The sequence below is a fragment of the Steroidobacter gossypii genome, assembly GCF_016801985.1.
GTDB lineage: Bacteria > Pseudomonadota > Gammaproteobacteria > Steroidobacterales > Steroidobacteraceae > Steroidobacter > Steroidobacter gossypii.
On the sequence record NZ_JAEVLS010000001.1, the window covers coordinates 178175 to 203872 of the forward strand.

At 62.8% G+C, this 25698-nt stretch carries 26 protein-coding genes; 8 read left to right on the forward strand and 18 right to left on the reverse strand.

Annotation, left to right across the window (positions count from 1 at the left end):
- Window position 1: 1 nt before the first annotated feature.
- Entirely contained in the window at window positions 2-2749 is a 2748-nt protein-coding gene (locus tag JM946_RS00850) for a TonB-dependent receptor (RefSeq protein ID WP_203165249.1), read from the reverse strand.
- A gap of 233 nt (window positions 2750-2982) precedes the next feature.
- Between JM946_RS00850 and JM946_RS00855 the strand changes: the two genes are divergently transcribed.
- Window positions 2983-4020, forward strand: a complete 1038-nt coding sequence (locus JM946_RS00855) for a glycoside hydrolase family protein (RefSeq protein ID WP_203165250.1) — start codon at window positions 2983-2985, stop codon at window positions 4018-4020.
- Window positions 4021-4054: 34 nt separating this feature from the next.
- Here the strand turns inward: JM946_RS00855 and JM946_RS00860 are convergent, their stop codons facing one another.
- The 4 genes from JM946_RS00860 to JM946_RS00875 all read right to left on the reverse strand — a co-directional run bounded on the left by JM946_RS00860 (window position 4055) and on the right by JM946_RS00875 (window position 8196).
- Window positions 4055-4549: a chemotaxis protein CheW gene (locus tag JM946_RS00860; RefSeq protein WP_203165251.1), complete on the reverse strand. Its 495-nt coding sequence runs from the start codon at window positions 4547-4549 to the stop codon at window positions 4055-4057.
- 2 nt (window positions 4550-4551) lie between these two features.
- Window positions 4552-6279, reverse strand: a complete 1728-nt coding sequence (locus JM946_RS00865) for a methyl-accepting chemotaxis protein (protein WP_322110876.1) — start codon at window positions 6277-6279, stop codon at window positions 4552-4554.
- A 7-nt stretch (window positions 6280-6286) separates the two neighbouring features.
- Window positions 6287-7486: a putative porin gene (locus JM946_RS00870; RefSeq protein WP_203165252.1), complete on the reverse strand. Its 1200-nt coding sequence runs from the start codon at window positions 7484-7486 to the stop codon at window positions 6287-6289.
- 140 nt (window positions 7487-7626) lie between these two features.
- Entirely contained in the window at window positions 7627-8196 is a 570-nt protein-coding gene (locus JM946_RS00875) for a CHRD domain-containing protein (protein WP_203165253.1), read from the reverse strand.
- Between the two features lie 206 nt (window positions 8197-8402).
- On the opposite strand from JM946_RS00875, the gene sugE reads away from it, so the two are divergent.
- A complete protein-coding gene (gene sugE / locus JM946_RS00880; RefSeq protein WP_203165254.1) occupies window positions 8403-8726 on the forward strand; it encodes a quaternary ammonium compound efflux SMR transporter SugE in 324 nt (107 codons plus the stop codon).
- Between the two features lie 139 nt (window positions 8727-8865).
- On the opposite strand, the gene JM946_RS00885 is transcribed toward sugE, so the two are convergent.
- The gene (locus tag JM946_RS00885; protein ID WP_203165255.1) at window positions 8866-9279 is read right to left on the reverse strand and encodes a four-helix bundle copper-binding protein; all 414 of its coding nucleotides are present in this window, start codon (window positions 9277-9279) and stop codon (window positions 8866-8868) included.
- 143 nt (window positions 9280-9422) lie between these two features.
- On the opposite strand from JM946_RS00885, the gene JM946_RS00890 reads away from it, so the two are divergent.
- A complete protein-coding gene (locus JM946_RS00890) occupies window positions 9423-10010 on the forward strand; it encodes a BON domain-containing protein (RefSeq protein WP_203165256.1) in 588 nt (195 codons plus the stop codon).
- Window positions 10011-10016: 6 nt separating this feature from the next.
- Here JM946_RS00890 and JM946_RS00895 read toward each other — a convergent pair whose 3' ends face one another.
- Entirely contained in the window at window positions 10017-11711 is a 1695-nt protein-coding gene (locus JM946_RS00895) for a serine hydrolase domain-containing protein (protein WP_203165257.1), read from the reverse strand.
- Window positions 11712-11777: 66 nt separating this feature from the next.
- Between JM946_RS00895 and JM946_RS00900 the strand changes: the two genes are divergently transcribed.
- The 3 genes from JM946_RS00900 to JM946_RS00910 are packed head-to-tail and all read left to right on the forward strand — an operon-like array spanning window position 11778 to window position 13820.
- Window positions 11778-12338 carry a hypothetical protein gene (locus JM946_RS00900; RefSeq protein ID WP_203165258.1) on the forward strand — a complete coding sequence of 187 codons (561 nt, stop codon included), beginning with the start codon at window positions 11778-11780 and terminating at the stop codon, window positions 12336-12338.
- A gap of 23 nt (window positions 12339-12361) precedes the next feature.
- On the forward strand, window positions 12362-12640 hold the full coding sequence (locus JM946_RS00905; protein ID WP_203165259.1) for a MoaD/ThiS family protein: 279 nt from the start codon (window positions 12362-12364) through the stop codon (window positions 12638-12640).
- Window position 12641: 1 nt separating this feature from the next.
- On the forward strand, window positions 12642-13820 hold the full coding sequence (locus tag JM946_RS00910) for a WD40/YVTN/BNR-like repeat-containing protein (protein ID WP_203165260.1): 1179 nt from the start codon (window positions 12642-12644) through the stop codon (window positions 13818-13820).
- Here the strand turns inward: JM946_RS00910 and JM946_RS00915 are convergent.
- The gene (locus tag JM946_RS00915; protein WP_203165261.1) at window positions 13817-14335 is read right to left on the reverse strand and encodes a hypothetical protein; all 519 of its coding nucleotides are present in this window, start codon (window positions 14333-14335) and stop codon (window positions 13817-13819) included. The genes JM946_RS00910 and JM946_RS00915 overlap by 4 nt on opposite strands.
- A 134-nt stretch (window positions 14336-14469) precedes the next feature.
- Between JM946_RS00915 and JM946_RS00920 the strand changes: the two genes are divergently transcribed.
- Window positions 14470-16851 (forward strand): tetratricopeptide repeat protein, encoded by a 2382-nt coding sequence (locus JM946_RS00920; RefSeq protein ID WP_203165262.1) that lies wholly within the window; start codon window positions 14470-14472, stop codon window positions 16849-16851.
- 85 nt (window positions 16852-16936) lie between these two features.
- Here JM946_RS00920 and JM946_RS00925 read toward each other — a convergent pair whose 3' ends face one another.
- Together JM946_RS00925 and JM946_RS00930 are read right to left on the reverse strand one after the other, a co-directional pair.
- Complete coding sequence (locus JM946_RS00925; RefSeq protein ID WP_203165263.1) at window positions 16937-17671, reverse strand: class I SAM-dependent methyltransferase; 735 nt, start codon at window positions 17669-17671, stop codon at window positions 16937-16939.
- 253 nt (window positions 17672-17924) lie between these two features.
- A complete protein-coding gene (locus JM946_RS00930; RefSeq protein WP_203165264.1) occupies window positions 17925-18677 on the reverse strand; it encodes a methyltransferase domain-containing protein in 753 nt (250 codons plus the stop codon).
- A gap of 108 nt (window positions 18678-18785) precedes the next feature.
- On the opposite strand from JM946_RS00930, the gene JM946_RS00935 reads away from it, so the two are divergent.
- Window positions 18786-19475 (forward strand): class I SAM-dependent methyltransferase, encoded by a 690-nt coding sequence (locus JM946_RS00935; protein ID WP_230979418.1) that lies wholly within the window; start codon window positions 18786-18788, stop codon window positions 19473-19475.
- Here JM946_RS00935 and soxA read toward each other — a convergent pair.
- Genes soxA through JM946_RS00975 form a run of 8 tightly spaced genes read right to left on the reverse strand, consistent with a single transcriptional unit; the run spans window position 19472 to window position 25610 of the window.
- Window positions 19472-20239 (reverse strand): sulfur oxidation c-type cytochrome SoxA, encoded by a 768-nt coding sequence (gene soxA, locus JM946_RS00940; RefSeq protein ID WP_203165265.1) that lies wholly within the window; start codon window positions 20237-20239, stop codon window positions 19472-19474. The genes JM946_RS00935 and soxA overlap by 4 nt on opposite strands.
- Window positions 20239-20559: a thiosulfate oxidation carrier complex protein SoxZ gene (soxZ, locus tag JM946_RS00945; RefSeq protein WP_203165266.1), complete on the reverse strand. Its 321-nt coding sequence runs from the start codon at window positions 20557-20559 to the stop codon at window positions 20239-20241. The genes soxA and soxZ overlap by 1 nt, the downstream gene beginning before the upstream one ends.
- Window positions 20556-20951 (reverse strand): SoxY-related AACIE arm protein, encoded by a 396-nt coding sequence (locus tag JM946_RS00950; RefSeq protein WP_203165267.1) that lies wholly within the window; start codon window positions 20949-20951, stop codon window positions 20556-20558. The genes soxZ and JM946_RS00950 overlap by 4 nt, the downstream gene beginning before the upstream one ends.
- Window positions 20948-21412 (reverse strand): sulfur oxidation c-type cytochrome SoxX, encoded by a 465-nt coding sequence (soxX, locus tag JM946_RS00955; protein WP_203165268.1) that lies wholly within the window; start codon window positions 21410-21412, stop codon window positions 20948-20950. Before soxX ends, JM946_RS00950 begins: the two co-directional genes overlap by 4 nt.
- A complete protein-coding gene (locus JM946_RS00960; RefSeq protein ID WP_218042538.1) occupies window positions 21409-22698 on the reverse strand; it encodes an FCSD flavin-binding domain-containing protein in 1290 nt (429 codons plus the stop codon). The genes soxX and JM946_RS00960 overlap by 4 nt, the downstream gene beginning before the upstream one ends.
- Window positions 22676-22969, reverse strand: a complete 294-nt coding sequence (locus JM946_RS00965; protein WP_203165270.1) for a c-type cytochrome — start codon at window positions 22967-22969, stop codon at window positions 22676-22678. The genes JM946_RS00960 and JM946_RS00965 overlap by 23 nt, the downstream gene beginning before the upstream one ends.
- Window positions 22966-25128 carry a xanthine dehydrogenase family protein molybdopterin-binding subunit gene (locus tag JM946_RS00970; RefSeq protein WP_203165271.1) on the reverse strand — a complete coding sequence of 721 codons (2163 nt, stop codon included), beginning with the start codon at window positions 25126-25128 and terminating at the stop codon, window positions 22966-22968. Before JM946_RS00970 ends, JM946_RS00965 begins: the two co-directional genes overlap by 4 nt.
- Before the next feature lie 11 nt (window positions 25129-25139).
- Window positions 25140-25610, reverse strand: coding sequence for a (2Fe-2S)-binding protein (locus tag JM946_RS00975; RefSeq protein ID WP_203165272.1), 471 nt, complete (start codon window positions 25608-25610; stop codon window positions 25140-25142).
- Window positions 25611-25698 lie beyond the last annotated feature (88 nt).

Sequence of the window (25698 nt, forward strand, 5' to 3'; positions counted from 1 at the left end):
CTCACATCCTCACGCGCACACCGAGCGTGTAGATGGTGTCATCGTAACGAAAGTCGCGATTGATCCAGTCGTAGTCGAAGTAGCTCTTGTACTCGTTGCCGAGGATGTTGCTGCCGCCCACATCGACACGGATCGCGTCCGTGACGTCATAGCCGATGCTGAAGTCCAGACGACCTCCAGGACGGACGTAGTTCAGCGCGGTCGGGATGTACTCCCGGTCATTCACGCGATCCGCCTCGATCGGCCGGACGATGTTGAGGCCGGTCGTGTCCTGATCGTAGTAACGCGAACGCTGTGTGTACACCAGGCGCCCCGACACGCCGGCCTTTTCGTACAGCAGGCCGACGGTGAAATTGTTCTTCGACACGCCCTGCAACTCGTAACCCGCCAGCGGATCGTCGCCCTTCACTTCGGTGTCCGCATACGTGTAGTTCGCGAACACGCCGAATCCCGACCACAGGCCGGGCAGGAAGTCGAAGAACGTCTGGCCGCTCAGCTCGATGCCTTGCAACTCGGCCGCGCCGACATTGCGCGGACGGGTGATGTTGTAGGTGATGCCGTCGATCACCTCGGCGTTCGCGGAGTTGATCACGCGATCGGCGAGATCACGGTAGTACAGCGCGACCGCGACCATGCTTGGCCCAAAGTAATACTCGAGCGTCGCATCGTAGGAATCGGAGATCTGCGGCTTCAGATCGGGATTGCCGGACGAGCCGGAATTGATCACCGCGGGGTTGGTCGCTACCACGTAGCTCAAGCCCGGATTGAGCGCGGTGAACTCGGGCCGGCGCATGGTCTTCGAGTAAGACAAACGCGACTGCAGACCATTGCCGAAATCGATGCGTGCACTGGCATTCGGCAGGAGCTCCGTGTCCGTCGTATCGCTCACGCGAGGCACGACCACGCCGCTCACCAGGCCAGCGCCTTCGATGTGACGCTCGGTGCGAGTAGGGCGCACGCCGATGACGCCATCGACCGTGATCGTGTCGCTGACCGCAACGTCATAGCCCAGCTGCACGTAAGCGGCATACGTTTCCTCGCTCGCGTCGAAGCGACGCTCGGGCTGATAGACAGGATCGCCAGCAGCCACCCCGTAAATCCCGCGCAGCACATCCCGGCCCGCCGACGATCGCAGGTAATCGGGATTCGGGATGAGGAACGCCGCGCCGCCGTTGATGCGATCGATGCCGGGCGAGCGAACCAGGAAATCGCCAGGCAGGCCGAGGCCGTCCAGCGAGGTGCTCATGTCGCCGCCCGGCGCGCCCCTGTTGACCTGTGCATGTTCGAACAGCGCCGTGCGATCGGCGTAACGCACGCCAGCCTGGATCGACTTGAGGAAGCCGAATGCGCCATCCAGGTCGTGACTCACGTCGAACCGCGTCTGCCACAGCTCGCCCGTGGACTCCTGGAAGTTCTGGTTCAAACCGTTGCGCAGGAAGAAACCGCCGGGGGTGCCGAGCGCATTGCCCTCGTGCCACACCACGCCGCCTTCGTTCCGATCGGTGTCGATGGTGACGTTCAGGCGCTTGCCGATGTCGACGATGAACACCTCCAGATCCTGTTTGGATTTCTGGAAGGCCAGATCGAACTGCATGTCGGTGGCGCCGTTGCTCCACTTCACGCCGCCGCCGCCGAGGTAGTTGTCGACCTTCTGCTCGCGGCTCTGCGTGCTGGTGAGGCCGCGCACGTTGCTGAACGTCGCGGACTCCATGTTGCACAACGTATCCGTCCTGATCGGGAAGTTGGGGTTGCGCAGCTGGACCTCGTTCGGATTGAAGCCGTCGGGCGTCACGCGCGCCAGAAAGCAGCGGCTCTCGTCGATTTCCAGGCTCTCGAGCTGGGTTTCCGGGAAGAAGAACGGCGTCGCGATGAACGCCGACTGATGTTCCGACCGATAGCCGGCATACAGCGCATCCGCGTACACCTCCAGGTTGTCGGTCGCCTGCCATTGAACCGCGGCATTCACCTGGGGGCGCTCGTATGTACCGTAATCATTGAGGCCGCCAAAGGTGTTCGGCGCCAGCACCCCGGGCACTTCGTGCGGCGTGGCGATCAGGCTGCGGCGTTCGGCGACAAAGGAGATCGGACGATCGAAATCGTTGCGATACCAGGAAACGTTGACCAGCGCGCCGATCTCGCCGTTGCCCACGTCCCAGCGATCAGTGGCGAGTACGCCGAACTGTGGATTGATCTCGTCGACGTTGTCCGGATAGTTGGCGCGCGCGGCCGCTACCACCGTCGGCTTGTTGAAGTTGAACGGCTTCTGTAGCCGCAGATCCGTGACGCCCGCAAGGCCGCCTTCGATCAGATTCGCAGTGCTGCTCTTGATGACGTCGACGCGCGCCAGCGCCTCGGCGGGCAAATCCTGAAGCGCGAAGCCGCGGCCGGTTGTGGAGAACAGCTCCCGACCGTCCAGGGTGGTGAGGATGTCGTCCAGGCCGCGGATGCGGATGCCGACGATTTCGTTGTTCGAGCCCACGGTGACTTGAATGCCCGGCACGCGCTGCAGAGCTGCTGCGGTGGTCGCATCAGGGAACTTGCCGATGTCCTCGGCCACGATCGAATCAACGACTTGCAGCGATTCGCGCTTGATATCGGCGGCGCGTTCGAGGCTCTGCCGGATGCCGGTGACCACGATTTCTTCCAGCGCTCCGCTGCCGGCGTTGCCCGCCTGCTGCGCCCATACCCCCGGCGAGCCGATCGCCAGCGCCGCCGACATGGAACACAGAATGCCAGTCTTGAGCCTCATACCGCTTTCCCCCTTTTATCAATCGCGGATCTCGCGCTGGGGCGGTGCCCCGGATGGCGTCGAGCGGGACAAGTATTATTTGTCTTATAAATCTGTTCAACCCCCCGGGAATAAACTTCCGCCCTGCCCGGGGGTGTTGATCTACGCAGAGCGATGTCCTATAACTGATTTATCTTATAAATCGCACCATGTCATATCGGCCCCTCGACCGGGCCGACGAGGGGATCAAGCCGATGAAGATTTCGCGCCGCCTGCTGCTTGCCGCCAGCCTGATGGCGACCGTCACCGCCTGGGCGCAGCAGCCCGATCCGCCGGGCCAGGTGCGCAAGGGCGAAAAGCCCGTGAACGAGGCGTACCTGTTCGCGCACATGACTCACAGCGACTACGGTCGCCTTTATTACAGCGTCAGCCTCGACGGGCTGCATTGGTACCGGCTCAACGACGGCAAGCGCATCACCGACGATTATCGGGGCCATCCGGATATCGCACGCGGCCCCGACGGCACTTACTACATCGCCGGCAATCAGAGCGATGCTTCGCCGGTGATCAACATCTGGTCGTCGCGCGATCTGATCGAGTGGCGGCGTTACAGCGATTACACGCCCGATCTGAAGTCAACGCCGGGTTACTCGCAGGCGCTGCAAAGAATCGGCGCGCCGAAAATCTATTTCGACGAGCCCTCCAGGCAGTTCGTGATGACCTGGCACACGCCGCACTTGGAAGGCACCCCGGAAGATGCCGAACGCTACTGGGCCAGCCAGCGCACGCTGTATGTGACTTCCAAGGATCTGAAAACTTTTTCAGCGCCGCCCAAGCGCCTGTTCGACTGGGAGATGGGCACCATCGATGTGTTCCTGCGCCGTGCCGAGGGCAAGTACTGGGCCATCATCAAGGATGAAACCTATCCGACCCTCGACTGGGTCACGGGCAAGACCATTCGCATCGCCAGCTCCGACTCGCTGCTCGGCCCGTACAAGGATCTGAGCGCGCCGATCAGCCCGAACTTTCGCGAAGCGCCGATGCTGATCCCTTCGCCCAACGGCGAGGTCTGGTATCTGTATTACGAGCAGTACCCCGGCGTGTCATACGGATTGTCGGTGGCCGACCAGCTCTCCGGTCCGTGGTATCAGATCTCCGGTTACACCTTCCACTCGACCTGGGATAAATACAGCCTGCCGCCGAAGGTGCGTCACGGCGCGATGATCACCATCACGCGCCGACAATACGACGCGCTCGTGGATCGTTTCGGGATCGAGGAGCCCAAGCAGTAACTGCCTTGCGCATCCGCAAACTGCAGGCGCAATCTCAGGAGGCGAGCGCCACTTCGGGCTCGCCGCTCAACATGCTGTCGATGTCCAGCAATAGAATCATGCGTTCGCCGAGCGTCGCTAGCGAAGGCACGCTGCGCTGATTGCTGTCGCCGAGACCCGCAGGCGTGGGCCGGATGTCGCTGCTGTGCAAGTCAGTCACTTCCGAGACCGCATCCACAACCAGGCCGAAATCTCTGCGGCCTTCGTCGGCCATGACGGTCAAGACGATGATCACGGTGGTCGCGGTCGCGTCCATCCCGGGCAATCCGAGACGCGCACGCAAGTCGATCACTGGCACGATCGCGCCTCGCAGGTTGAGGACGCCGAGCACGTGCGGCGGTGTTTCCGGCACCGCCGTGACCGCCGACCAGCCGCGGATCTCACGAACCCGCAGAATGTCCACGCCGAACACCTGATCGGCGAGTTGAAAAGTAAGAATCTGCCGGTGAGCGGCCGTTTCGCTCGTTTCTGAGCTCGTGCTCGGGCTCATGATCAGAAATCCTGCCACGTCGAGTCATGGCCGCTGGCTTTCGCAACCGGCGCGCCAACGGCCGTCGCGATTGCAGCCGGCCGCGCCGATGACGGTCGCTTCGCCGGACGCTGCATCGATGCAACGGTCGCCTGGGCTACGCGAGCCGGCTGCCTGGCTTGCGCAACCGCTGCATCACGCGTGCGGAACTGGCCGACCTGCGCCACCAAGCCCTGAGCTTGCTGTTCGAGCGCCTTGCTGGCCGCCGATGCTTCCTCGACCAGCGCCGCATTCTGCTGCGTGGTGGTATCCATCTGGGATACCGCATTGTTCACCTGGTCGATGCCCTGCGCCTGCTCCTCGCTGGCGGCCGCGATCTCGGCGACGATGTCGCTGACTCGCTTGACCGCTTCCATGATGTCGTTGAGCGTGCGACCGGATTCGTCCACCAGCTTCGAGCCGGCGTCGACCTTCTCCACCGAATCGTTGATGAGATCCTTGATCTCCTTGGCGGCCGTGGCGCTGCGCTGAGCAAGGCTGCGCACTTCGCTTGCGACTACCGCGAATCCGCGGCCCTGCTCGCCGGCGCGCGCCGCTTCGACAGCCGCATTCAACGCCAGCAGGTTGGTCTGGAAGGCGATCTCATCGATCACACTGATGATGTCCGCGATCTTACGGCTCGAGGTATTGATCTCTTCCATGGCCGCAACCGTGCGCTGAACCACTGCGCCGCCCTTTTCGGCATGCGAGCGTGCGTTGGTCGAGAGCTGATTCGCCTGGCGCGCATTGTCCGCGTTCTGCTTCACAGTCGCGGTCATCTCTTCCATGCTCGAAGCCGTTTCCTCGAGGGCCGCGGCCTGTTCCTGGGTGCGCTGACTTAGATCGTCGTTGCCACGCGCGATCTGCAACGTGCCGCTCGACATCGATGCCGACAGAGACTTGGTGGTCGCGACGATTTCATGCAACTTCTCGATGAAGCCGTTGAGCGATGTGGAGATCTCGCCGAACTCCGCATCCATCTGCGGCAGGCGGTAGGTGAGGTCGCCATCGCCAGCACGCAGGTCCTCGGTAGCACGCAGCACCTGACGCAGCGGATTCACGATGCTGCGAGAGATCGCGAGCGCGAGCACCACCGATAGAACCACGGCCAAAGTGCCGCCACCCATGAGCACGGCGTCGAGGGTCTCTCGAGCTTCCACCGCCGCGGCCGTCCTCTCAACCAGAAGATCGTCCTCGACGTCGACGATTTCAGCCAGCTTGGCGCGCATCGCGTCCATACCCTGCTTGCCATGGGCCGCGCTTTCGAACTGCACGAGCTCCTCCATTGTCTTGCTGCCGGCGTTCACTGCACGACGCAGCGCGATCGACGGCTCGACCGCCTGTCGCAGCCAGCCCTTCATGGCCTCCTCGAGATCGGCCAGTCGCCGCTGCTGCGCCGGATTGTCCGAGGTCAGCTCGCGGATCTGCCCGAAGTTGCTGGCGAAATCCTTCTGACCTGCGGTGAGCGGCTCGAGGAACGAGTCGGTGCCGGTGATCACAAAGCCGCGCTGGCCGGTCTCCATGTTGATCAGCGCTTGCAGGATGCGGTCCGCGCGCTCGATGACCTCGTAGGTGTGGATGTTCATCTCTTGCGAGCGCAGCTGCTCGGTCTGGCTGATCTTGGCCGCAGTGATCAGCGCCACCAGGATGGCGACGACGATGCCGAACGCGAGCATCAGTCGCGCGTTGATCTTCAATTTCGACAAACCCATGACGTCCTCAGTAAATGAAATCGATATCGAGCTGAATCAGATCGAACGGCTGTGGCGCCGTCGATGAAATGTTCACGTCGTTGCGCAGATAGGAAAGCGTGCTGCTCCAGCGACCCTGCGGCCGGTAAGCAACGCGGAAGGCGTGCCCGCGCGAATCGGTGCTACCGCCCCCGAAGTCGCCGTCCATCAACTGGCCGAACAGCGCATCTTTCTCGATGCGAGCGTATTGGTACCCGAAACGCCAATGTTTCCAGCGCGAGGGGCTCACGGTAACGCCGGTCGCATAGGCAATGTCGTTCTCGCCAGCGTAAGCGTTTCGCGCCACGTGGGTGAATAACGTAAGCGAGCCCGGGTAACGCTCGAATGTCACCTCAGAGGCGAGCTCCGCGATGTTGAAGTCGTTCTGCAGCTCACCCGCGGCGTTCAAGCTGTTGCCGTAGGGATTGACTCCATCCAGAAAGGGCTTCCGACCGGCAACGCGCATGAAGTCGGTGTACGCCGCCGCGACCGTGAAGCGCGTTGCCCCTTTTGCATCGCTGGTAAAGCCCAATTGCAATCCGCTCTGACGCGAATCCGCCTCGTCGAGGCGCGTTTGCAGCCAGAAGTGGTGCGCATTGGCGAACCAGCCGGACTGGCTGGCATACGAAGTCGACCAACCCTCGGGATTGAAGTCGCCGCCAATGAAAATGCTTTGCGCGGGCTGCCAATTCGGATACGGCAGTTTGCCCGCAGCCACGCGCAGTTCCGGCGCAACTGCCCATTGCAGATACGCCAGATCGATCCCAATGCTCCGCCGCGAGTATCCGCCCGAGAACGTCAGGTGCGCCGACCGGGGATCACCCTCGCCCGTCGACAGCCTGAAGGCCGTCATCATCGTGTCGGTCACGCTGGCTTCGACGCCGAAGCGCGCTCGAACGCGGTGACGATCGTTATCCACTGCGCCGGCGTCGATGCTTTCAGCGCGGTATCGCGCATCGCCAGCGAAGCTCAGCCTTCCTAACCGGTTCGCGCTCGCGCTGTCGCTTGCCGCCGGCTCATGAGTCCGCGCGAGCGCATCCGCGCCGACCTTCTCTTCCAGGGCTTTCAATCGCTGTCGCAGTGACTCCAGCTCCGCGGCCGGGTCATTCTCGACCGCCTCGGCCTGGATCTGAGTGGAAAACAGACAGGCCGAGGCACACCAGGCAATCGCCACTCTCAAACTCGACATGCTCGACCTCTGACCCGCGCCTGCAAAACAGTACTCGCGGGTATAAGATCGTCACTGATCGGTAATGCTTGAGCGGGTGGAGCCGATTTCAGGCATCGCCTCAATGTCGGTCGAGGAAGCCAGGGTCGGAAATCCGCCCGTCAGTCCGATCTGTTCCGGTCCAAGCGCACCTGCCCGCGAATCTCGCCGCCGGGAAAGCGCGATGAGTGAACGTTCACGTAGGCCACCCCCTTACGCAGCATCGCGACCAGTTCGTCGAACTCATTGACTGAATTCCTCGTCGGCTCGATGCCTTGCGCGGTCGGGCCGACGATATGCGCCGCCGTCAACTCGCCGGTGATGGTCGCTGGCGCCAGCGGACACGCTGGCGGTTGCGGCGTCGGGGCCGCCGGCACCGCTGGAGCGTTGCCGCACAGGAACACGCTGATCCCACCGTTCACGCCTCGCTGCCCGACATGGATGTGGGCCTGCACTGCCGGCGCTTCCAGGTCCTGGTAGCTGAGCTCGTAGGAAATGGTTTGGTTCTGGTCGTCGATGGTGGCCCTGAACCGGCCACGCGCCGGTGAGGACAACGCCGGCACTTCTTCAGTCGGTTTCAATTCGGCAAACGTTCGGCGGGCATTCCGGTTGGAGTCATCGTCGGCGGCGGTACCGGCCGCCATCAGGACCAGCGCCGGAGCGGCGGTGAATAACAGGACGCTGCGAAGCATGATGGAACCCTCCAGGTCCGCGGTTGGAACATCGGGAGCTGACTTCATCGAACGTGAGTGCCACGCAACGGCTCGGGTGGTTCTCGCATACGTATATATTTATGCTCGGTCGCGAACTCGGACTGACCATCGGCCTTTGTCACGGCGGCCGCCCGTCAGTCGTCTGGGCGATGGCCGTCCGGTGTTTTCGTTGCGAAGGAGCTCACATGGCTTGGTTGCTGCTGGTGATTGCGGGATTGTTGGAGATCGTCTGGGCCGTCGGGCTCAAACAGACGGGGGGCTTCACTCGGCTGTGGCCGAGCGTGATCACGCTGACTGCCATGGTCGCGAGCGTCGTGCTGCTCGGCATCGCCATGAAATCGCTGCCAGTGGGCACCTCTTATGCCGTGTGGGTCGGCATCGGCGCAGTGGGTACGGCGGCCATGGGCATTCTGTTTCTGGGCGAATCCGCCAGCGCCGGCCGACTCGCCAGCCTGGCGCTCATCGTCGCCGGCATCGTCGGCCTGAAGCTGGCCACGCCCGCCGGATAGAAGACCGGTTCAGTCAACGATCGCTGCTAGTTCTGCGGCAACAACCGGAGCGCGAGGATGCGCTCCGGTGATCGCAATAATCGCCACAACGGACCTGGCGCTGGCGGATTTCACCTGCTATGACGGCGCGCCTCATCACTCAGTGAGTGCTTGCGCCGACTTCTTGGATGGCGTCGTGGCAGGCGCGTTGGCAGCGACGGCAGGATTCGGCGCAGATTCGGCAGTGCTCGTGCTCGTCCGCGTGCGTCTCGCACTCTGAAGCGCAGCGGCTGCACGCGCTGTCACAGACTTGCAGAAGTTGCAGCAGGATGTCTGGATTGGATCCCGTGCGGCGCGAGGCGAGCGAGGCCGTGGCGAGGCAGATGTCGGCGCAATCCAGGTCCAAGCGAATGCACTGACGAAGGTTTGCAACCATCTCCTCGGCCAGACAGGCGTCGGCGCAGCTCATGCACACTTGCGCGCAGTCGTAACACTCCTCGATGCAGCGGATCAGGGGCTGACTCGGATTGCCGCGCACGTCGGGGTGAGTCGAAATCATTTCTTGAGCTCTCATCTGCGTCTCCCGTTCGATGCTGGTCAAATCGAACGAGCGCTCGCCGCGATTGTTCCTGCGTCGGCGAGACGAGCCGGAACCATGGCAAATCCGAGCCGTTAACGAGCCACGCACGCTCTTGAAGTCACCCACGGAGATCTGCAATGGCTGCACAAAATTCCTGGCGCGACGCGCCGCTGTCCGGAGACGACCTGTACGGTGACCGCGATAACCTACGTCGTTATCGCGACAGCGCGCGTGACGAGCATCGGCGCTTCGCCTCTCTGGAGGATCCAGATCGGTCGAATCGAGATCGTCTTGTCGATTACGACGACGTCCCCGATTTCACCGGAGGCGAATCTCGTCCAGGTCGTCGGCACGCCACCGAAGGTGGATATGCGTACGGCAACTACGGCGGAGTGACGCCGACCGGTCGCCAGTATGAAGGTGCAGGAGACGTCAGCATCAACACGCCTCAACCAAAGCACCGCGGCCGCGGTCCTCGCGGCTATCAGCGTGCCGATCGGCGGATCCAGGAAGACATCTGCGACCGACTCACCGACGACGATCGCATCGACGCCTCCGACATCGACGTGAAGGTCGAGAACGGCGAAGTCACGCTCTCGGGAACATTGCGTTCACGCAACGCCAAGCGCTGGGCCATCCAGATCGCGGAGCAAACATCCGGAGTCAAGGATGTTCACACCAGCATCCGCGTTTCGGACCCGCAGACGCGGGCCCACGGGTACTGAGTCAGCTCAAGTTCGATATAGAGGCACGTTCCGCCAGCTCGGCGGATCGTGCCGAAAGTCGACGGCTTCGCCATCGGACGTGAAGAACAGCCCGGGCTGGTGTTCTACGATCAGGCGCGTGTCGTTGAGGTATAGATATCCGTTCCTGCGCTGAATCACCACGACCTCAGCCGGCTTGCCCCATCGCTCGACGCGATACGTCCCGAGATACGGCCCCCACGTTGGCGAGTCCGGCCCCCGCTCATCGAGCGGCCCATCGTTGTAGTCGAGACTGTTCTCTCCAATCCAGCACTCGAGATGTGCCGGCGCGTGCGCCGATGCAGGCGTGTGGCGATAGAACACGGCATCGCCCTGCGGCCCAGCGACGACGAACTCATCAGGCGAGATGAACCGAATCGGCGCGACTTCGTTGGCCACACGCAAAGCCAACGCTCCGTCCTTGATCTCGATCTCCGCCTTCGAGTTGCGCGCAATATAACGACCGACATGCTTTTGCAACCAGGGCGTGGGCAATGTAATGGCAGGAAGATCGTTCACCTGCAGCCGCGGCGTGGGGGCGCCGTAACGACGGGCGAGAATCTCATCGATGAGCTGCACGCCAAAGCGATACGCCGCGGCGCTCGGGCGGTTGAAAAGCGCCGCCCATGCCAAACCTGCCTCGGGGCAATACTGAAAAACACAGCCGAAACCGAAGCCGCCGCCCGCGTGATTCAGAATGCGCACATCGGTGTCACCGAAGCGCTGCTCCTTGCGGATGACACCCAGACTGTAGTCACCCCCGAAAGGAAACCCGTGCATCTCGTTCCACAATGGCTCTTGCAAAAGTGGCGAGCCATTCACGCGGCCGCGATTCAAGTGAAACAGACAATACGCGGCGATGTCGCGTGCGCTGGTGTACACACCGCCGGAAGGAATGAGCGGCGTCTTCAATGGCACTGCCGCATATCCCGACTGGTGGCCCAGCGCCCGGTTGCGCCGCTGCGCATACTCTTCCGTCGCGACGGTACTGTCTTTCATTCCCAAAGGTTCGAAGATCAAATCGCGCAGGCAATTCGCGAATGGCTTGTTCATACGCGCCTGCAAGATGTAGCCCGCGACATCGAAACCGAGATTGGAATATCGGTAACGCTCACCCACGGGAAAGCGCAACCAGGTTTGCGAGATGCTGGCGACGTGGGACTCGAAACTTTCGAACTCGGGATCGAAGTTGTTTCCTACCGGCGCCTCGTGCGTGAAGCCAGCGCGATTGCTGAGCAGCAGGCGCAGGGTCATCTTGTGCTCGGGCCTGGCTTCGAAGCGGCTGTGCACCGTGAAACGCGGTAAATAAGTGGTGATCGGCTCATCCAGATCCAGTAGCCCGCGCTGGACCGCGAGCAGGATGGCAGTCGCCGTGAGATTTTTTGAAGTGGACTGGATGCTGAAAATTGTATCGGGCGCAATCGGCCGCTTCGAGCGACGATCCGTGACCCCGAATCCCTCGGTCCACCTCACTTGCCCGTCGTGGATCAGGCACACGGCCACACCGGGAATGTCATCGCGCTCCATCGCTTCAGCAATGCGCTTTCGCTCGGTGTCGATGAGCGTATCCAGCTCGCCGCTCCTGCTCGGGCGCTGATCATTTTCGCCACGCGGCGAGGCGTGCGCCGCTGCTGCCGCGAACCCCGCCCCCATCACAAACGCCCGTCGACTCCAGGTTTGCATATCCGTTTCCTCCGCGCCCTCGGGCGAGTAATCTGGCGACGCTGCCCGACCCGACCAAGATGCCACATGGACCAGCTTGCGCCACAACTGCACGATCTGCTGAGCACGGTTCGCGCGCTGTACGTGCTCGAACTGTCTGAAGCTGTTCGCAATCACCCTGAATCCTTCGTCGAACCCGCATTGCGAACGGCCGACGGGACCCTCGCCAGAGAGGGAACGCCGCCGACTCCATATCGTGCGGACTTGATCGTGAAAAGCACCGGCGAGACCGTGCAAATCGATTCGACACGGCGCCTCACCTTCAGGGACGCCGCGTTCGATCTCAACCGCTTCACGGTGCACATTGGCTCGTTCTTCTGGGACTGCGCCAACGTTCGCGTCACCGGCGTGACCGCCCTGGAACAAGATCTGCTGACGACATGGTTCGAACGCTGGTTCGATACGGAAGATGAACGCGAGCCCGACCAGACCGGCCTGTTCGGCGTCGTACACAGCTTGAGCGACGTGGAAGTTGCCGGGGACGCCTGGATGTTTCAGATCGACTTCGGCTCGGCGCCCGCGGATGCCTGCACCGATCTCATCGCCTCGCTCGAAAGCGCCGGCGCAAGTTCGCTTGAAGTGAGCTAGCGGCTCGTGTCAACCTCCGCCGCGTGGTCCAGGTCAATCTCACTCGACACCTGTTCGCGTTCTTCCCTCAGCTCGAGGGCTTGACGCTCGAAGTCGAAGCCATCGACGTGGCCGGTGTCGTGCGCGCGCTCGAAGCGAGGGCGCCGGGAATCGGTTTTTATTTATGTGACGAGCGCGGCCGATTGCGCCCGCACGTGAATATCTTTATCGGCAACAGCTTGATTCGCGACCGGCGCAATCTGAGCGACCCGGTCAGCGCCGGTGACAAAGTATCGATCCTGCAGGCATTGAGCGGAGGCTGACGTGAGCGGCAACACCGTCTGGGTGGCTACGCGCAAAGGAACGTTCAAGATCGAGAAGTCCGGCGGCCGCTGGCGTGCCGCGTTGGTCGGGCACGTGGGCACGAACGTGAACTATGTGGCCCGCGATCCGAACACGAATCGCGTGTGGGCGCTGCTGGGTCACGGCCACTGGGGCGCCAAGCTCTCGATCTCCGATGACGACGGCGCCACCTGGCGCGACAACCCGGCGCAGATCAAATATCCCGAAGGCGCGCGCTACATCGGCCAGGACATGTTCGAAGACCAAGCGAGCGATTTCGGCCTCGGCTGGAAAACCACGGTGCGCAATGCGACGCTGTTGAAGCTGTGGATCATCGCCTTCGGCCCGGACGGCGCAATCTGGGTCGGCACCATCCCCGGCGGGCTGTTCGAAAGCCGCGACGGCGGTGCATCGTTCGAGCTCAACCGACCGCTATGGAATCACGAATCGCGCGGTGGGGATTTGTTCAACGGCGAAGGCACCGGCGAGACCCAATGGTTCGGCACACCGGCCTCCGAGGGTGGCGAGTTCGCGCCGGGCATTCATTCCATCGCCATCGACCCGCGCAATCCCGGGCGGCTGCTGATTGCGATTTCCACCGCGGGCGTGTTGGAAACATCCGACGGCGGCCGCACCTGGCGCAGCCGAAACAAAGGCATGACCATGGATCACAACCCCGATTCCGAAGCGGAATGGGGCCACGATCCACACTTCATCGAACTGTGCCGCGACGCGCCCGATCACGTCTGGCAGCAGAACCACGCCGGCGTCTTCTACAGCGACAATGGCGCGCAGAGCTGGCGCAAAGTCAGCGCCCCCAGCGACGGCGTGCATTTCGGCTTCCCCGTCACCGTCGATGCGCACAACGGCAAGGTCGCATGGCTCGTGCCTGGCCGTTCCGATGCGCAACGCATGGCCCTCGATGGCGGCCTGTTCGTCGCACGCACCGACGACGGCGGTGCCAGCTGGAAACAGCAACGCAAGGGCCTGCCGCAGCAGAACGCATACGACGTCGTGTATCGCCACGCATTGGACAATCGCGACGATGCTGTCGCCTTCGGGTCGACCACCGGCAACCTTTATCTCAGTGAGGATCGAGGCGAGAGCTGGGACGTCGTCAGTCACAATCTGCCGCCGATCTACTCGGTGCGGTTCGGCTAGTCCGGCGATCTGGCGAGTGCGGCGACCCGCAACTCGTTGTAGTTGCCGAGTCGCTGTCGCGATGCCATCGCGACCGGCACGGACAGGCGCAGGAGATTCCAGGTGTAAATCTCGCCCTCGGGCGTGCTGTAGAAGGCCCGATAGCAATCAATGTGACGGTTGTTGTACGCGCCCCGGACGTCCTCTCTGGACAGGCCGGTCGAGCCGTCGTGTGGATGGGTGTGCCACTCGCCCAGCACCTTCGCCGATCGCGGCACCAGGCGCACCGCCTCGGCGCTGTCCACCACGCACTTTTCACCCCGGCAGTGAGAGCTGCGGACCACGGCGCTGCCGATGATCCCGTCCTGCAGGTAGATGAATCCGAAGTACTCGTGGTCGGACGATCTGGGTCCGTAGATGCGGAACTGCTCGCGGACGTGCGCTTCGACCGCTTCGCGCAAGCATTCGGACGCACCGGCGGATAGCGAGACCACAACAAGCCCGACCACCAGGGCTACACAACGTGCGATGTTCATGGCGCCGTTGTGCGGCTCGAGGCGCCCGCGAGTCCTCAGAGGTCCCTAAGGATTCCCTGAGGATTCGCGCAAGGATTTCTAAGCGTGGTGTTGAGGCATCCCTGAGAATGAAATGGCCGCCGTATACTCGTCCCATGTCCGCTGAACGGCTCCCCAACTCAGTCACCAACGCCTTCCGAGTGGGCGTGTGGCTGGTCGACCCTTCCCTGGATCAGATCTCGCGCGGCCAGGAAACCGTTCGGCTCGAGCCGCGCACCATGAGGTTGCTGGTGCGATTGGCCGAGACGCCGGGACAGGTGGTGAGCTCCCGAGAATTGTTGGACACGGTTTGGGCAGGTGTGGTCGTCGGTCCCGCTTCCGTCTACCAGGCCATCTCGCAGTTGCGAAAGTTGCTCGGCGACACCGATCCCGAACCGACATTCATCGCCACGGTGCCTCGCAAGGGCTATCGGCTCGTCGCCCCGGTGGAACGCTTGGCAAGTGTTGCCACCGAACCACGAACGCCTCCCACCCCGCCCATCGAGGAAGCCAAAGAGCCTCGCTCGCCCCGTCTGCGCTGGGGGCTCGCCGCTTTATTGATCGTCACGCTCGGCCTGGGGACCTGGTTCGCCTTACGCGATTCGGGGCCGACGCTGACGGCGGGGCTGCCGGCCCCGGCCGCCCAGCTCGATAGCCGAGCGATCGTCGTGGCGCCGCTTGCGCCGGCGACGCAGGACGCCGAAACGCAATCGCTCGCCCCCATTGTCACCGACCTGCTGCGCAACCGGCTGGCAGGGCTGCAAGACCTGGTGGTCATCGCCAGCGGCTCGATCGAGAACGCCATGCAGTCGGAACAGAACCTTCAGGCCGTGACTCGCAAGGTGCGCGCGCGATATCTGCTACGTGGCGACGTGACGCAGGCGTCCAAGCAGGTACGAGTGAACGTCGTGATGGTGGATGTCGAGTCCGGCTCACCGTTGTGGTCCAGAACCTTCGAGCAACCTGTCGAACAACTCGCTGCGATCAACGGGGCGGTCGTCGCAGAGACGGCGAAGTCGCTTCAGATTGCGATTGGTAACAGCGGTGGCAACGCATCCACGGACATTCCGACGGATCTGTCGACCTACGAGTTGTACTTGCGTGGGCAGCAGCTCATGTCGACGTTTCGAGGGGCGGACGCTGACCAGGCCGCCATCATCTTTTCGCGCGTGACCACGCTCGATCCTTCGTTCGCGCGCGGCTACTACGCGTATGGCCAGGCCCTGATGCTCTCTGCCGACTTAGGCGCAAGGAAGATGTCGGAGGAATTGACCCGACAGGCGGGCCAGGCGATCGATCGTGCCATCGAATTGAATCCTGCTCTCGGTCCCGCTTGGGCGCAGCGAGCACGACTGACTTCCGATCCCGTTCAAGCGGAACAGATGTATCGACGCGCTCTGCAGCTGGCGCCGAGCTACGACGAGAATTACATCCGCTATTCGGACTTTCTGTTCAGCCAGGGGCGCCGCGGTGAGGCTCTCGAACTCATCGATCGTGCGCGTCGCATCGATCCACTCTCCGCATCCTTGTGTTGGCGCCAGGCGCAACTGGTGCTGGCCACGCGCAGCGATGTCGATGGGATGAAACGACTGCTGCACGAAGCTTTGCAGCTCCGGCCTGACTTCCCCACCGCGCTGCGTGACCTGGCGAATGCCGAATATATGTGGCACGGCAATTTCGCCGAAGCCATCCGCCTGATGGAGCGAGCGAAGACCGTCGACACCAACTCATATTGGGCCGATGCGATCATCGCCGAGCTGTATCTGGAAGTGGGCGATGTGGCAGCCGCATCGTCATTGATGCGCGACACCCGGCCGGTGACAAAATGGGTTGCCAAGGAGACGTGGATCTCCATGCCGCTTTATCAACGCGACCTTGCACGCGCGGCGGACATGGCTCGCACCATCATGCACGCGTGGTTGCCGCCTGCTTCGGACCCCAGCCTGCTCAACGACTCGATGCGGGTTCACGCCGTCCAGCAGGAGCTGATCGGCTGGTATTGGCCGACGGCCATTGCGATACGGGACCATGCCATCCAGACCGGTGACTTCCGCTCTGCGCTCGATCTCATCGAGCGCACCACGCAGCTCTTTTCCGGCCCTTCTCTCATGCGCAACCGCGGCCTGATGCTCACCTATGCGCACGCATTGTTACTTGCCGGCGAGACACAACGCGGTCGCGACCTTCTCACCTCCCTCCTCCAGCAACTCGACGCCGAACAAATCGGCCGCCCGCCGCACATGTTCGCGTGGGAACGCGCCGTCGCGTTCGCCCTGCTCGGCAATGACGAGCGCGCCCTCACCGAACTCGCCGCCAGTCAGAAAAGCGGCCGCTATGCCGGCTGGTGGTACACCGCCGAACTCGACCCAGTCTACTCTCGCATTCGCCCCGACCCTCGCTTCCAGGCCCTCGCCGCCCGAGCACGCGCCCATCGCGATCAGCAACGCGCTTTGCTCGACAAGATGCGCGCTAGTGGGGAAGTGCCGACGCGGAAATAAACTGCTCAGCCTGCGCTTCGGCCCGATGTTTGCCACCAGTACGGCTGGCCCTGGCACGGCAGTATCTGAGCAGGCAGCCTGCCGCTCAAGCGGATCCCTTGGTGGTCTTGGTCGCCAGGAAGATATCCTTGCCGCACGGATCGGAGAGTCCATGGCGCAGCACGATCTGCAGGTCGAGGTCGCCGGTGCGCAATGTTTCCACCGTGAGGTCGGCGGCGCGCAGCCGGTGTTCGATGTCGGCACCGTAGCGGCGCACATGGTCTTCCTGGAAGTATTTCGAGATTCGTTCTTCCGGCGTGCTCAGCGGCTCATCGGTGGTCTTGGCGCCCCACACCGGCACTTGAATGACCGCGAGGCCGTTCGGCTTTAGAACGCGGCGGATCTCGCGCATCGCTTTGAGATCGTCGGCCACGTGCTCGAGAATATGAGAGCACCACACGAGATCGAAGGTATCGTCGGCGAAGGTCATGTTGCAGATGTCTTCCTTGTGCATGACCGTCGGCAAGAAGAGATCGGCCGTGTGATAGTCATCGGTCCGCGACGACAGCCACTTGCTCATGCAAGGCTCGGGCGCGAAGTGCAACACCTTGCCCAAGCGCGCCGGCAGACGTTTGGCGAGCAGCAGGTAAGCGAGCCGATGTCGCTCCTGCGATTTGCAGCGGGGACAGGTCGCATCGAATCTGAAGAATTCGCCCTGATTGGCCGGCTCGAACTGGAACCCGGTCCAGTTGCACATCGGACACTGGCGCGTGCCCTGAAAGTAGAGCCCGCCGATGAAAGTCCGATACGACTTGCGCGCGATGCGATTCAATAGACTCATATTGCACCTTGGGTTTTCCGCTTCAACCTGCCAGCGCATGCATCCGCCCCGCGCCACCCACGCGGCAGCGAACATTCATTGAAATGAGCCAGGCCGAGTCATCCCGGATCTTCTCGACCGGCCAGAGTCGATGCTAATCCGTGTATGGCAAATGGCGAAACTGTCGGGACCGAGCGTCGTTCTAGTCAACAGGAGCGGTTTCTTGAAGCTAGCGTATACGTGCCACTCCCGGGTTGACAAGACGTATGTGGCGCTACGCCTTCCGCCCCCACGCGCAGAACACCATTTCCCAAAGGCAGGTTGCATTCGCCGCTGTTCTCTCGGCGGCAAGGCGCTCGTCCAATGTTTCCACATCGGCGGCGGCCTCGGTGACGATACCGTGCTGGAGCAAGCGAGGCAGCACCGCGCGAATGATCGAGCCGACGGGATAGCTCGCTGTCGGCGTGAGCACGTTCGCTTCGGCGCGAACGCGCTCGACGGCGAGCCCGGCGGCGGACAAGGCGGAATGAAGCTGGAACCCCATGTTCAAGTTGGCCCCTTCGTGGCGCAGCATCTCTCGAAGCCAGGAGCGGACCTGGTCGTGCAACGGTAGTGCGGTGCGGCCGTCGCTGATTTCAACCATGTCGTGCTCATGGAACGCGATCACGCCGCCGCTGCGGACCGCGTCAGTGAGTTGCGATATGGCCTGAGCCGCGTCGGACTGATACATCAGAACACGGCGTCCAACCACCGCATCGAGCGCCCCGCGCTCCGGGAATCGAACATCGAATCCACCCTGGATGAATGTGACATTTGTAACGCCGGTGTCGCGCGCCTTCTGCCGGGCCACCTGGAGCATCTGAGCGTCGCGATCGACCCCAAACACGTGGCCCGCACTGCCAACGCGCCGCGCGAGCATGAAAGTGGTCATACCCGGCCCGCAACCGATGTCGAGCACGCGCATGCCGGGCCCAATGCCGGCGTCATCGAGCATCCGTTCGGTCATCTCGTCGACAGTGTTGGACATCCGCTGCGATCCCACGTGCTTGATGTAAGCGACAATACTGCGTGATTCGTCTGTGCACCAGTGAGGATGCATTTGACTGCAGCGGATCCTTGCCGCGAAACTCTCACGATGAGTAATCCCGCGGATATGTTCACCGATCCTGAGGCCGTCGCTCGTTATGCGGAGGGCCCGCCGCGAAACGTGCCTGGCTTCGCCGATCTGCAGCGCATGGCTACGTTGCTGATTGCCGAACGGGCGCCGGAGGATGCCAGTGTATTGGTGGTCGGCGCGGGCGGCGGCCTGGAGTTGAAAGTGTTCGCGCAGAGCCAGCCTCAATGGCGCTTCGACGGAGTCGATCCTTCGGCAGAGATGCTGAAGCTCGCGGAAGCGACGCTGGGTTCACTCATGAGCCGAGTGCATTTACACCATGGCTACATCGACGTCGCGCCCGAAGGCCCCTTCGATGCGGCGGCCTGTCTGCTGACTCTGCACTTTGTTTCGCCCGATGAACGGGCCCGCCTGATTCGGGAGATTCGCCGACGTCTCAAACCTGGCGCTCCCCTGGTCGTGGCGCACCTGAGCTTCCCCCGGAGTGAAGCGGGGCGCGCCACATGGCTATCTCGCTACGTCAGCTTTGCTGTTTCATCGGGCGTGGCCCCTGACAAGGCGGCGAATGCACGCGCGGCGATCGACGCGCAGCTACCGATTCTCTCGCCCGAGCAGGACGAAGCGATTCTGCGAGACAATGGCTTCACGGACGTCACCCTGTTCTATATGGGCTTCACATTCCGTGGTTGGGTCGCATACGCCGGCGGCTAAGGTCGAACCGCCGGCGTCTCCATCTTCAGGCCAGCGGCGCGAGACATCAGGAACAGTTCGATGTCCACGTACTCAGACGCGCCGTATTCGAAGGGCTCGGCGCGCACGCCGACGAGACAGCCACGCAGACGGCGTTGCAACGAACCGACCGCTTGCCACTCCAATCGATACAAGGGATATCCGGTCGGATGACCTTGCGGGATGACGCTACCGCCGAGCCGCGCACCCCAGCGATCGTCGTGACAGGACGCGCAGGAGAGTTGCAGTTGCCCGAGTCGTCGCTCGAACCACGCCCGACCATTCTCACGATATTTATCGAGGCGCCGATCAGCCGCGGGCGTGATCGGCATGCCGTGCGACTGGTATGCAACATACGCACTGAGTGTCAGTAACTCGTTGCTCTCGCGAGCCAGCGGCGGAGCGTCCTGTCGCGTCTCCCGGCATCGATTGATGCGCCCCGCGAGATCGATCGGGCGCTTTGTTTGTTCGTCGAAGGCCGGATAACGAGCCGCCACGCCGCGCATGGTCTTGGCCGCATCCTCATGGCAGCTGGCGCAGGACTTTTCGGCCTTTCCCTGCGACTCGCTCCACATCCGTTCGCCATCCAGCACCCACAACATGCCCGGATTGCTGGTTTCGTCGGACTGCATCGCCTGAGTCTGTGGCGACATGAAATCGAAGCCCGAGCGCTTATCCTTCGACGGAATCTCGGCGCGGGCCATGGAAGAGAACGCAACCGCCGCCAACAGCACGAACCGAAGCATCACGTCACCGTGATATCGGCGGACGCGGTCTGCGTCTCGCCCTTGTCATCGGTCCACTCGAATGTGATGGTGCCGCTTTCGCTTGCCACGGCGCTGAAAGACAAGAACGGGTTGGCCGCGATGGCCGGGAACAGTTCGGCGGAAAAAATCTCCTCGCCGCCGTATTTGCAAACGAAACGCTTGATGATGTGGCGAGGAATCATGACGCCATTCGGCCCTTCGCGATAGCCGGTCTCCATGACGTGCTGGATCATGGCGCGGATCTCGATCACCTCGCCGCGCTTTGCCGTCTTGGGCACATTGACGAGTGCGCGCGTCATGCCTGGGACACATCCTCGATGCAGGCCGCCAACGTCACCACCACGTTGGCCTTGCTCGACCAGAACCCGCCGTCGCTGGTCTCCGCCAGCGCGACCACCGCTTGCGAAGTCGCCAATCGGATTCGAGTCGACACCTTGGCCCGCCCCGCGCGCGGCCCGAGATGAAATATCGCAACGTCGGCCTGCGGATTCTTCTCGTTGAACAGCGCGATGCGTCGCACGTGGTTCTCGGCTGTCATGGGGCTATCGACTTCAACCGTGACCGGCACGGCGTTGCCATTCTCCACCAGCGGCGAGATCTGGAACTTCACGCGCCCGTCGATCACTTGCTTGCCGCCCGTGAACGAGCGAATCGCTTGCTCCAGCGTTGGACGAGTCGTGTTGCTGTTCATCGCAGTGTCTGCAGATACGCCACCAGATCCTCGATCTCCTGAGCAGTGAGGATGGGGCGGTCACGCCAGGTCTCGGCCACACGAACCTCCTGCGAGTCGGCGATGATCTCGAAATAAACGGGCATGATGCTGTCCGGGTTCAAGCGCTTCATATTCACGATGCGCAATCGCAGCTGGCCCGCCGAGAGCCGCGCGCCCACTCCGGTGAGATCCGGGGCGATCGTCCCCTGCAGGTGCGGATCGGGAAACGGCCCCGCATGGCACAGCACGCACAAACTCTTGTGCCGCTGCTGCACGAGTGACGCACCTCGCGCCGCATCTCCGGAAAGCCCGGCCAGCGGATGCGCAATGGCGTCGCCCTCGACCTTGTACGCATGTAAGCGTGTTACTGGAGTGATCGCCGATGCAATGGAGGTTGCCGCACACAGCGTCAGCAAAAGCCAGATCAGCCGACGTTTCATCCAAAGACGCCACGGGTGATCGTCTTGAACCACGCGTCGGCATACGTGGCTTCCTGCGCCCGGAAAGACTTGGGAGCCTCCATCGGACTCACACCGCCCGCGCCAGGCACGTCGGTCAGCAGCCCGTTCGCCGGTTGATAGACACCGGCGATGGAAATGCCGTAGTCGGGTGCGACCAGGCTGTAACAAGTGTTGATGAGCTTGGGCGACGCTGGCGTGCGCTCGCGAAGCAGATCGACCACGGCCGCCGCGCACACGCGCGCTTGTGAGTTCGCCGCGAAGGCGGACTTCGGCATGCCGCCTGCGATGATGGCGTCGCCCAACACGTGAATCCCCGGCTGCAATCTGGACTCGAACGTCACGGGATCCACCGGGCACCAGCCTGTTTGATCGGCCACACCGGCAATCGCCGCCACCGCCGCGGCCCGTTGCGGAGGAATGACATTAGCCACGTCAGCTTTGTGCGTTCCAAATTCGGTGATGAAGGTCCGAGTCGCCGGTTCCACGCGCGTCACCTGTCCGCCGAAGGACAGCGACACCCACTCGATCATCCCGGGATAGAGCTCTTTCCAGGCCGCCTCGAACAGTTTCTGCTTGGAAAAAGCATCCTTGGCGTCGAGCAGGATCAGCTTGGAGCGCGGCTTGTGGGTCTTGAGATAGTGAGCGATCAGGCTGGCACGTTCGTACGGCCCTGGCGGGCATCGGAACGGATTCGCCGGCGCGGACATCACCACCACGCCGCCGTCGTTCATGGCTTCGAGCTGACGACGCAACAACAATGTTTGCTCGCCCGCCTTCCATGCGTGCGGCATGGCCTCCGCGCTCGCCTCCGTGTAGCCGGGAATCGCATCGAAACGCAGATCGATGCCTGGCGCCACGACAAGACGATCGTAGGCGAGCTGCTTGCCGTCATCCAGTCGAACCGAGCGCGACTTCGTATCGACGGCCGTCACCTTGCGATGGACCACGTCGATGCCATTGCCACGCAGCCGGTCATAGCCGAACTTTTGCTGATCCAACTCCCGCAGACCCGCGATGACGGCATTGCTGAAGGGGCAAGCGACGTAGGTCGAGTTCGCCTCGACCAAAGTCACCGAGACTCCGCGATCTTCGCTCTTGATCAATCGCGCGCAACTCGCCCCGGCAAATCCACCACCGATGACGACGACGCGAGGCGCTGCATCAGCCGCCGCTCGCGCGCGCCGCATACCGAAGGCGGCGAGCACACCGCCAGCGGCAAGGCCGCCGACGACGGCCCGGCGACTACTTCGGTTTGGCGCTCGCATACCACTGGGCGATGGCTTTGATTTCTTCATCCGAAAACCCCTTGGCGACGCGATCCATCACGGTGGCCGGCCGCGCACCGGTACGAAACGCCTGCATCGCCGACACGATCTGCTCGGCCTCGAGCGCGCCGATGGGCGGCACTGGGTTGTCACCCCCGTTGACGGTGTGACAACCCAGGCACGACGCTGCTCCCGGAGGCGATGCAGCCATCGCCAGCGCAGGCGCGATCACTCCTGTGATCGCGCCCAGCATGCGCATCACCCTCTTCATGCGAGGCTATGTTTCTTCAGCGGCAAGGTGCGGATGCGCTTGCCGGTGGCAGCAAACAACGCATTCAACACCGCAGGCGCCGCCACAGCGATGGTGGGCTCGCCCACACCGCCCCAGAAGCCGCCGGAAGGCACGATGTGAGTTTCCACCGCGGGCATCTCTGCCATCTTCATCACTTGATAGGTGTGGAAGTTGTCCTCCACCATGCGGCCGCCCTGCACCGTGCATTCGCCAAACAACGCCGCCGACAAGCCATACACGAACGAGCCTTCGACCTGTCGTTCCACTTGCGCCGGATTGACGATGTGCCCGGCATCGGTCGCGGCGACGATGCGATGGATCTTCAACTGGCCGTCGGTCACCGAGACTTCCGCCGCGGCGGCCACATAGCTGCCGAAGCCCATGATCTGCGCGAGACCGCGATGCCGGCCCTTCTCGGCGGGCGTCTCCCAGCCGATGCCCTTGGCCACGGCTTCCAGCACCGCCAGATGCTTCGGATGGTTCTTCATCAACTTGCGACGGAACTGCAGCGGATCCACGCCGGCCGCATGCGCCAGCTCGTCGATGAAACATTCCATGTACACGGCGTTCTGATTCAGATTCACGCCGCGCCAGAATCCCGGCGGCACCGCCGGATTGCGCATGGCGTGGTCGATCAGCAAGTTCGGCACGGTGTAACCGAGGTGACCTTCATCGCCGGTGAGGTTCAATCCCTGGAACACCACCGGATCCTTGCCGCCCTGCATGCCCTGCGGACGCACGGCCGCGAGGATGGACTGACCGGAGATGCGCATATGCAGCGCCGTCAAGTTGCCTTCGTCGTCCAGCGCACCGGTCAGCTTGCACTGGGTGGTCGGATGATACATTCCGTGCAACATGTCTTCTTCGCGCGTCCAGATCATCTTGATCGGCGTGCCCGGCATCTGTTTGGCGATGAGCACGGCCTGGCGCACGTAATCCTGCATGCCGCGCCGGCCAAAGCCGCCGCCAAGATGCAGTTTGTAAACTTCGCATTTCTCCACAGGCAGCCCCGCGGCTTCCGCCGCCGCGGCCAGACTCGCCTCGCCGTTCTGCGTCGGCACCCACACCTCACATTTCTCCGGCGTGTAGCGCGCGGTCGCGTTCATCGGCTCCATCGTGGCGTGGTTCTGATATGGATACGCGTAGACGGCCGAGATCGTTTTCTTGGCTTTCGCCAGCGTGCCCGGCGCATCGCCCACGGTGGTCTGCACGAAAGCATCCTGCGCCTCCAGCCCGCCCTTGAGCATCTCGGCGATGGACTCGCTCGACATGTCTTTGTTGGGGCCTTCATCCCATACGACGGGCAACGCATCCATCGCGGTCTTGGCCTGCCACCAGGTGTCCGCGACCACTGCCAGCGTTGCGTCATCGATCTGCAATACTTTGCGCACGCCTTTGCGGCTCGTGATCGCGGCCGCGTCGAAGCTCTTGACCTTGCCGCCGAAGTGCGGACAGGCGCGCACGGTCGCATTCAACATGCCCGGCAGTTGCAGATCGGTGCCGTAGATCTGCTTGCCCGTCAGCTTGTCCACTGTGTCGAGGCGCGCCAGCGGCTTGCCCGCGATCTTCCACTGCTTGGGATCTTTCAACGCCACGTCTTTCGGCGGCGTGACACTGGCGGCGGCCGTGGCCACCTTGCCAAACGTCACTTTGCGATTCGAGGGTCGATGCGTGATCACGCTGTTGGCCGCGAAACATTCGTTCGCCGGCACCTTCCACTGGGCGGCTGCGGCAGAGATCAACATCTCGCGCGCGACGGCGCCACCCTGGCGCACATATTCATGCGACTCGCGAATGCCTCGGCTGCCACCGGTGGAGAAATTGCCCCACACGCGATTGCGCGCCAGGTTCTGGCCCGGCGTCGGATATTCGGTAGTCACCTTGGACCAATCGCACTCGAGCTCTTCGGCGACCAGCTGCGCCAGGCCCGTGAGCGTGCCCTGGCCCATCTCCGAGCGCGCGATACGAATGACGACTGTGTCATCGGGTTGGACCACCACCCAGGCGTTCACTTCCTGCGCAGTCTTGGCCGGCGCGGCGCCAGCGAATGGCACGTGAAAGCCCAGCGACAGTCCGCCGATGGCGGAGGCCGAGCCGATCAGAAAACTACGGCGAGAGACAGGTGTTGTGATGCTCATGGTGCTGCCTCTCAAGTGCTCTGCTTGGCGGGCAGACCGGCGGCGGCCTGCTTGATGGCCTCACGCACGCGGTTGTAGGTCCCGCAGCGGCAGATGTTGGTGATGTGCGCGTCGATGTCCGCATCGGTGGGCTTGGGATTGGTCTGCAACAGCGCCGCCGCCGCCATGATCATCCCCGATTGACAGTAGCCGCACTGAGGCACATCCAGCTTCAGCCACGCCTGCTGCACCGGATGCGAGCCGTCCTTCGACAGTCCTTCGATGGTGGTGATCTTCTGCTCGGCGGTCAGACCGCTGACCGGCAGCACGCACGAACGCACCGGATTGCCGTCGATGTGCACGGTGCAGGCCCCGCATTGAGCCACGCCGCAGCCGTACTTCGAGCCAGTCAGACCTGCCTGTTCACGCAATACCCATAGCAGCGGTGTATCCGGGTCTACCTCGATTTCTCGGGTGGTTCCATTGATGTTGAGTCGGGCCATGACGGGTTCTCCTGGCAAGTCGTGCTGGGTAGACCGCCAGAATATAAGCCCGCGGCGCCGAGAGGGAAAACATTGCGTCTACCGGCCC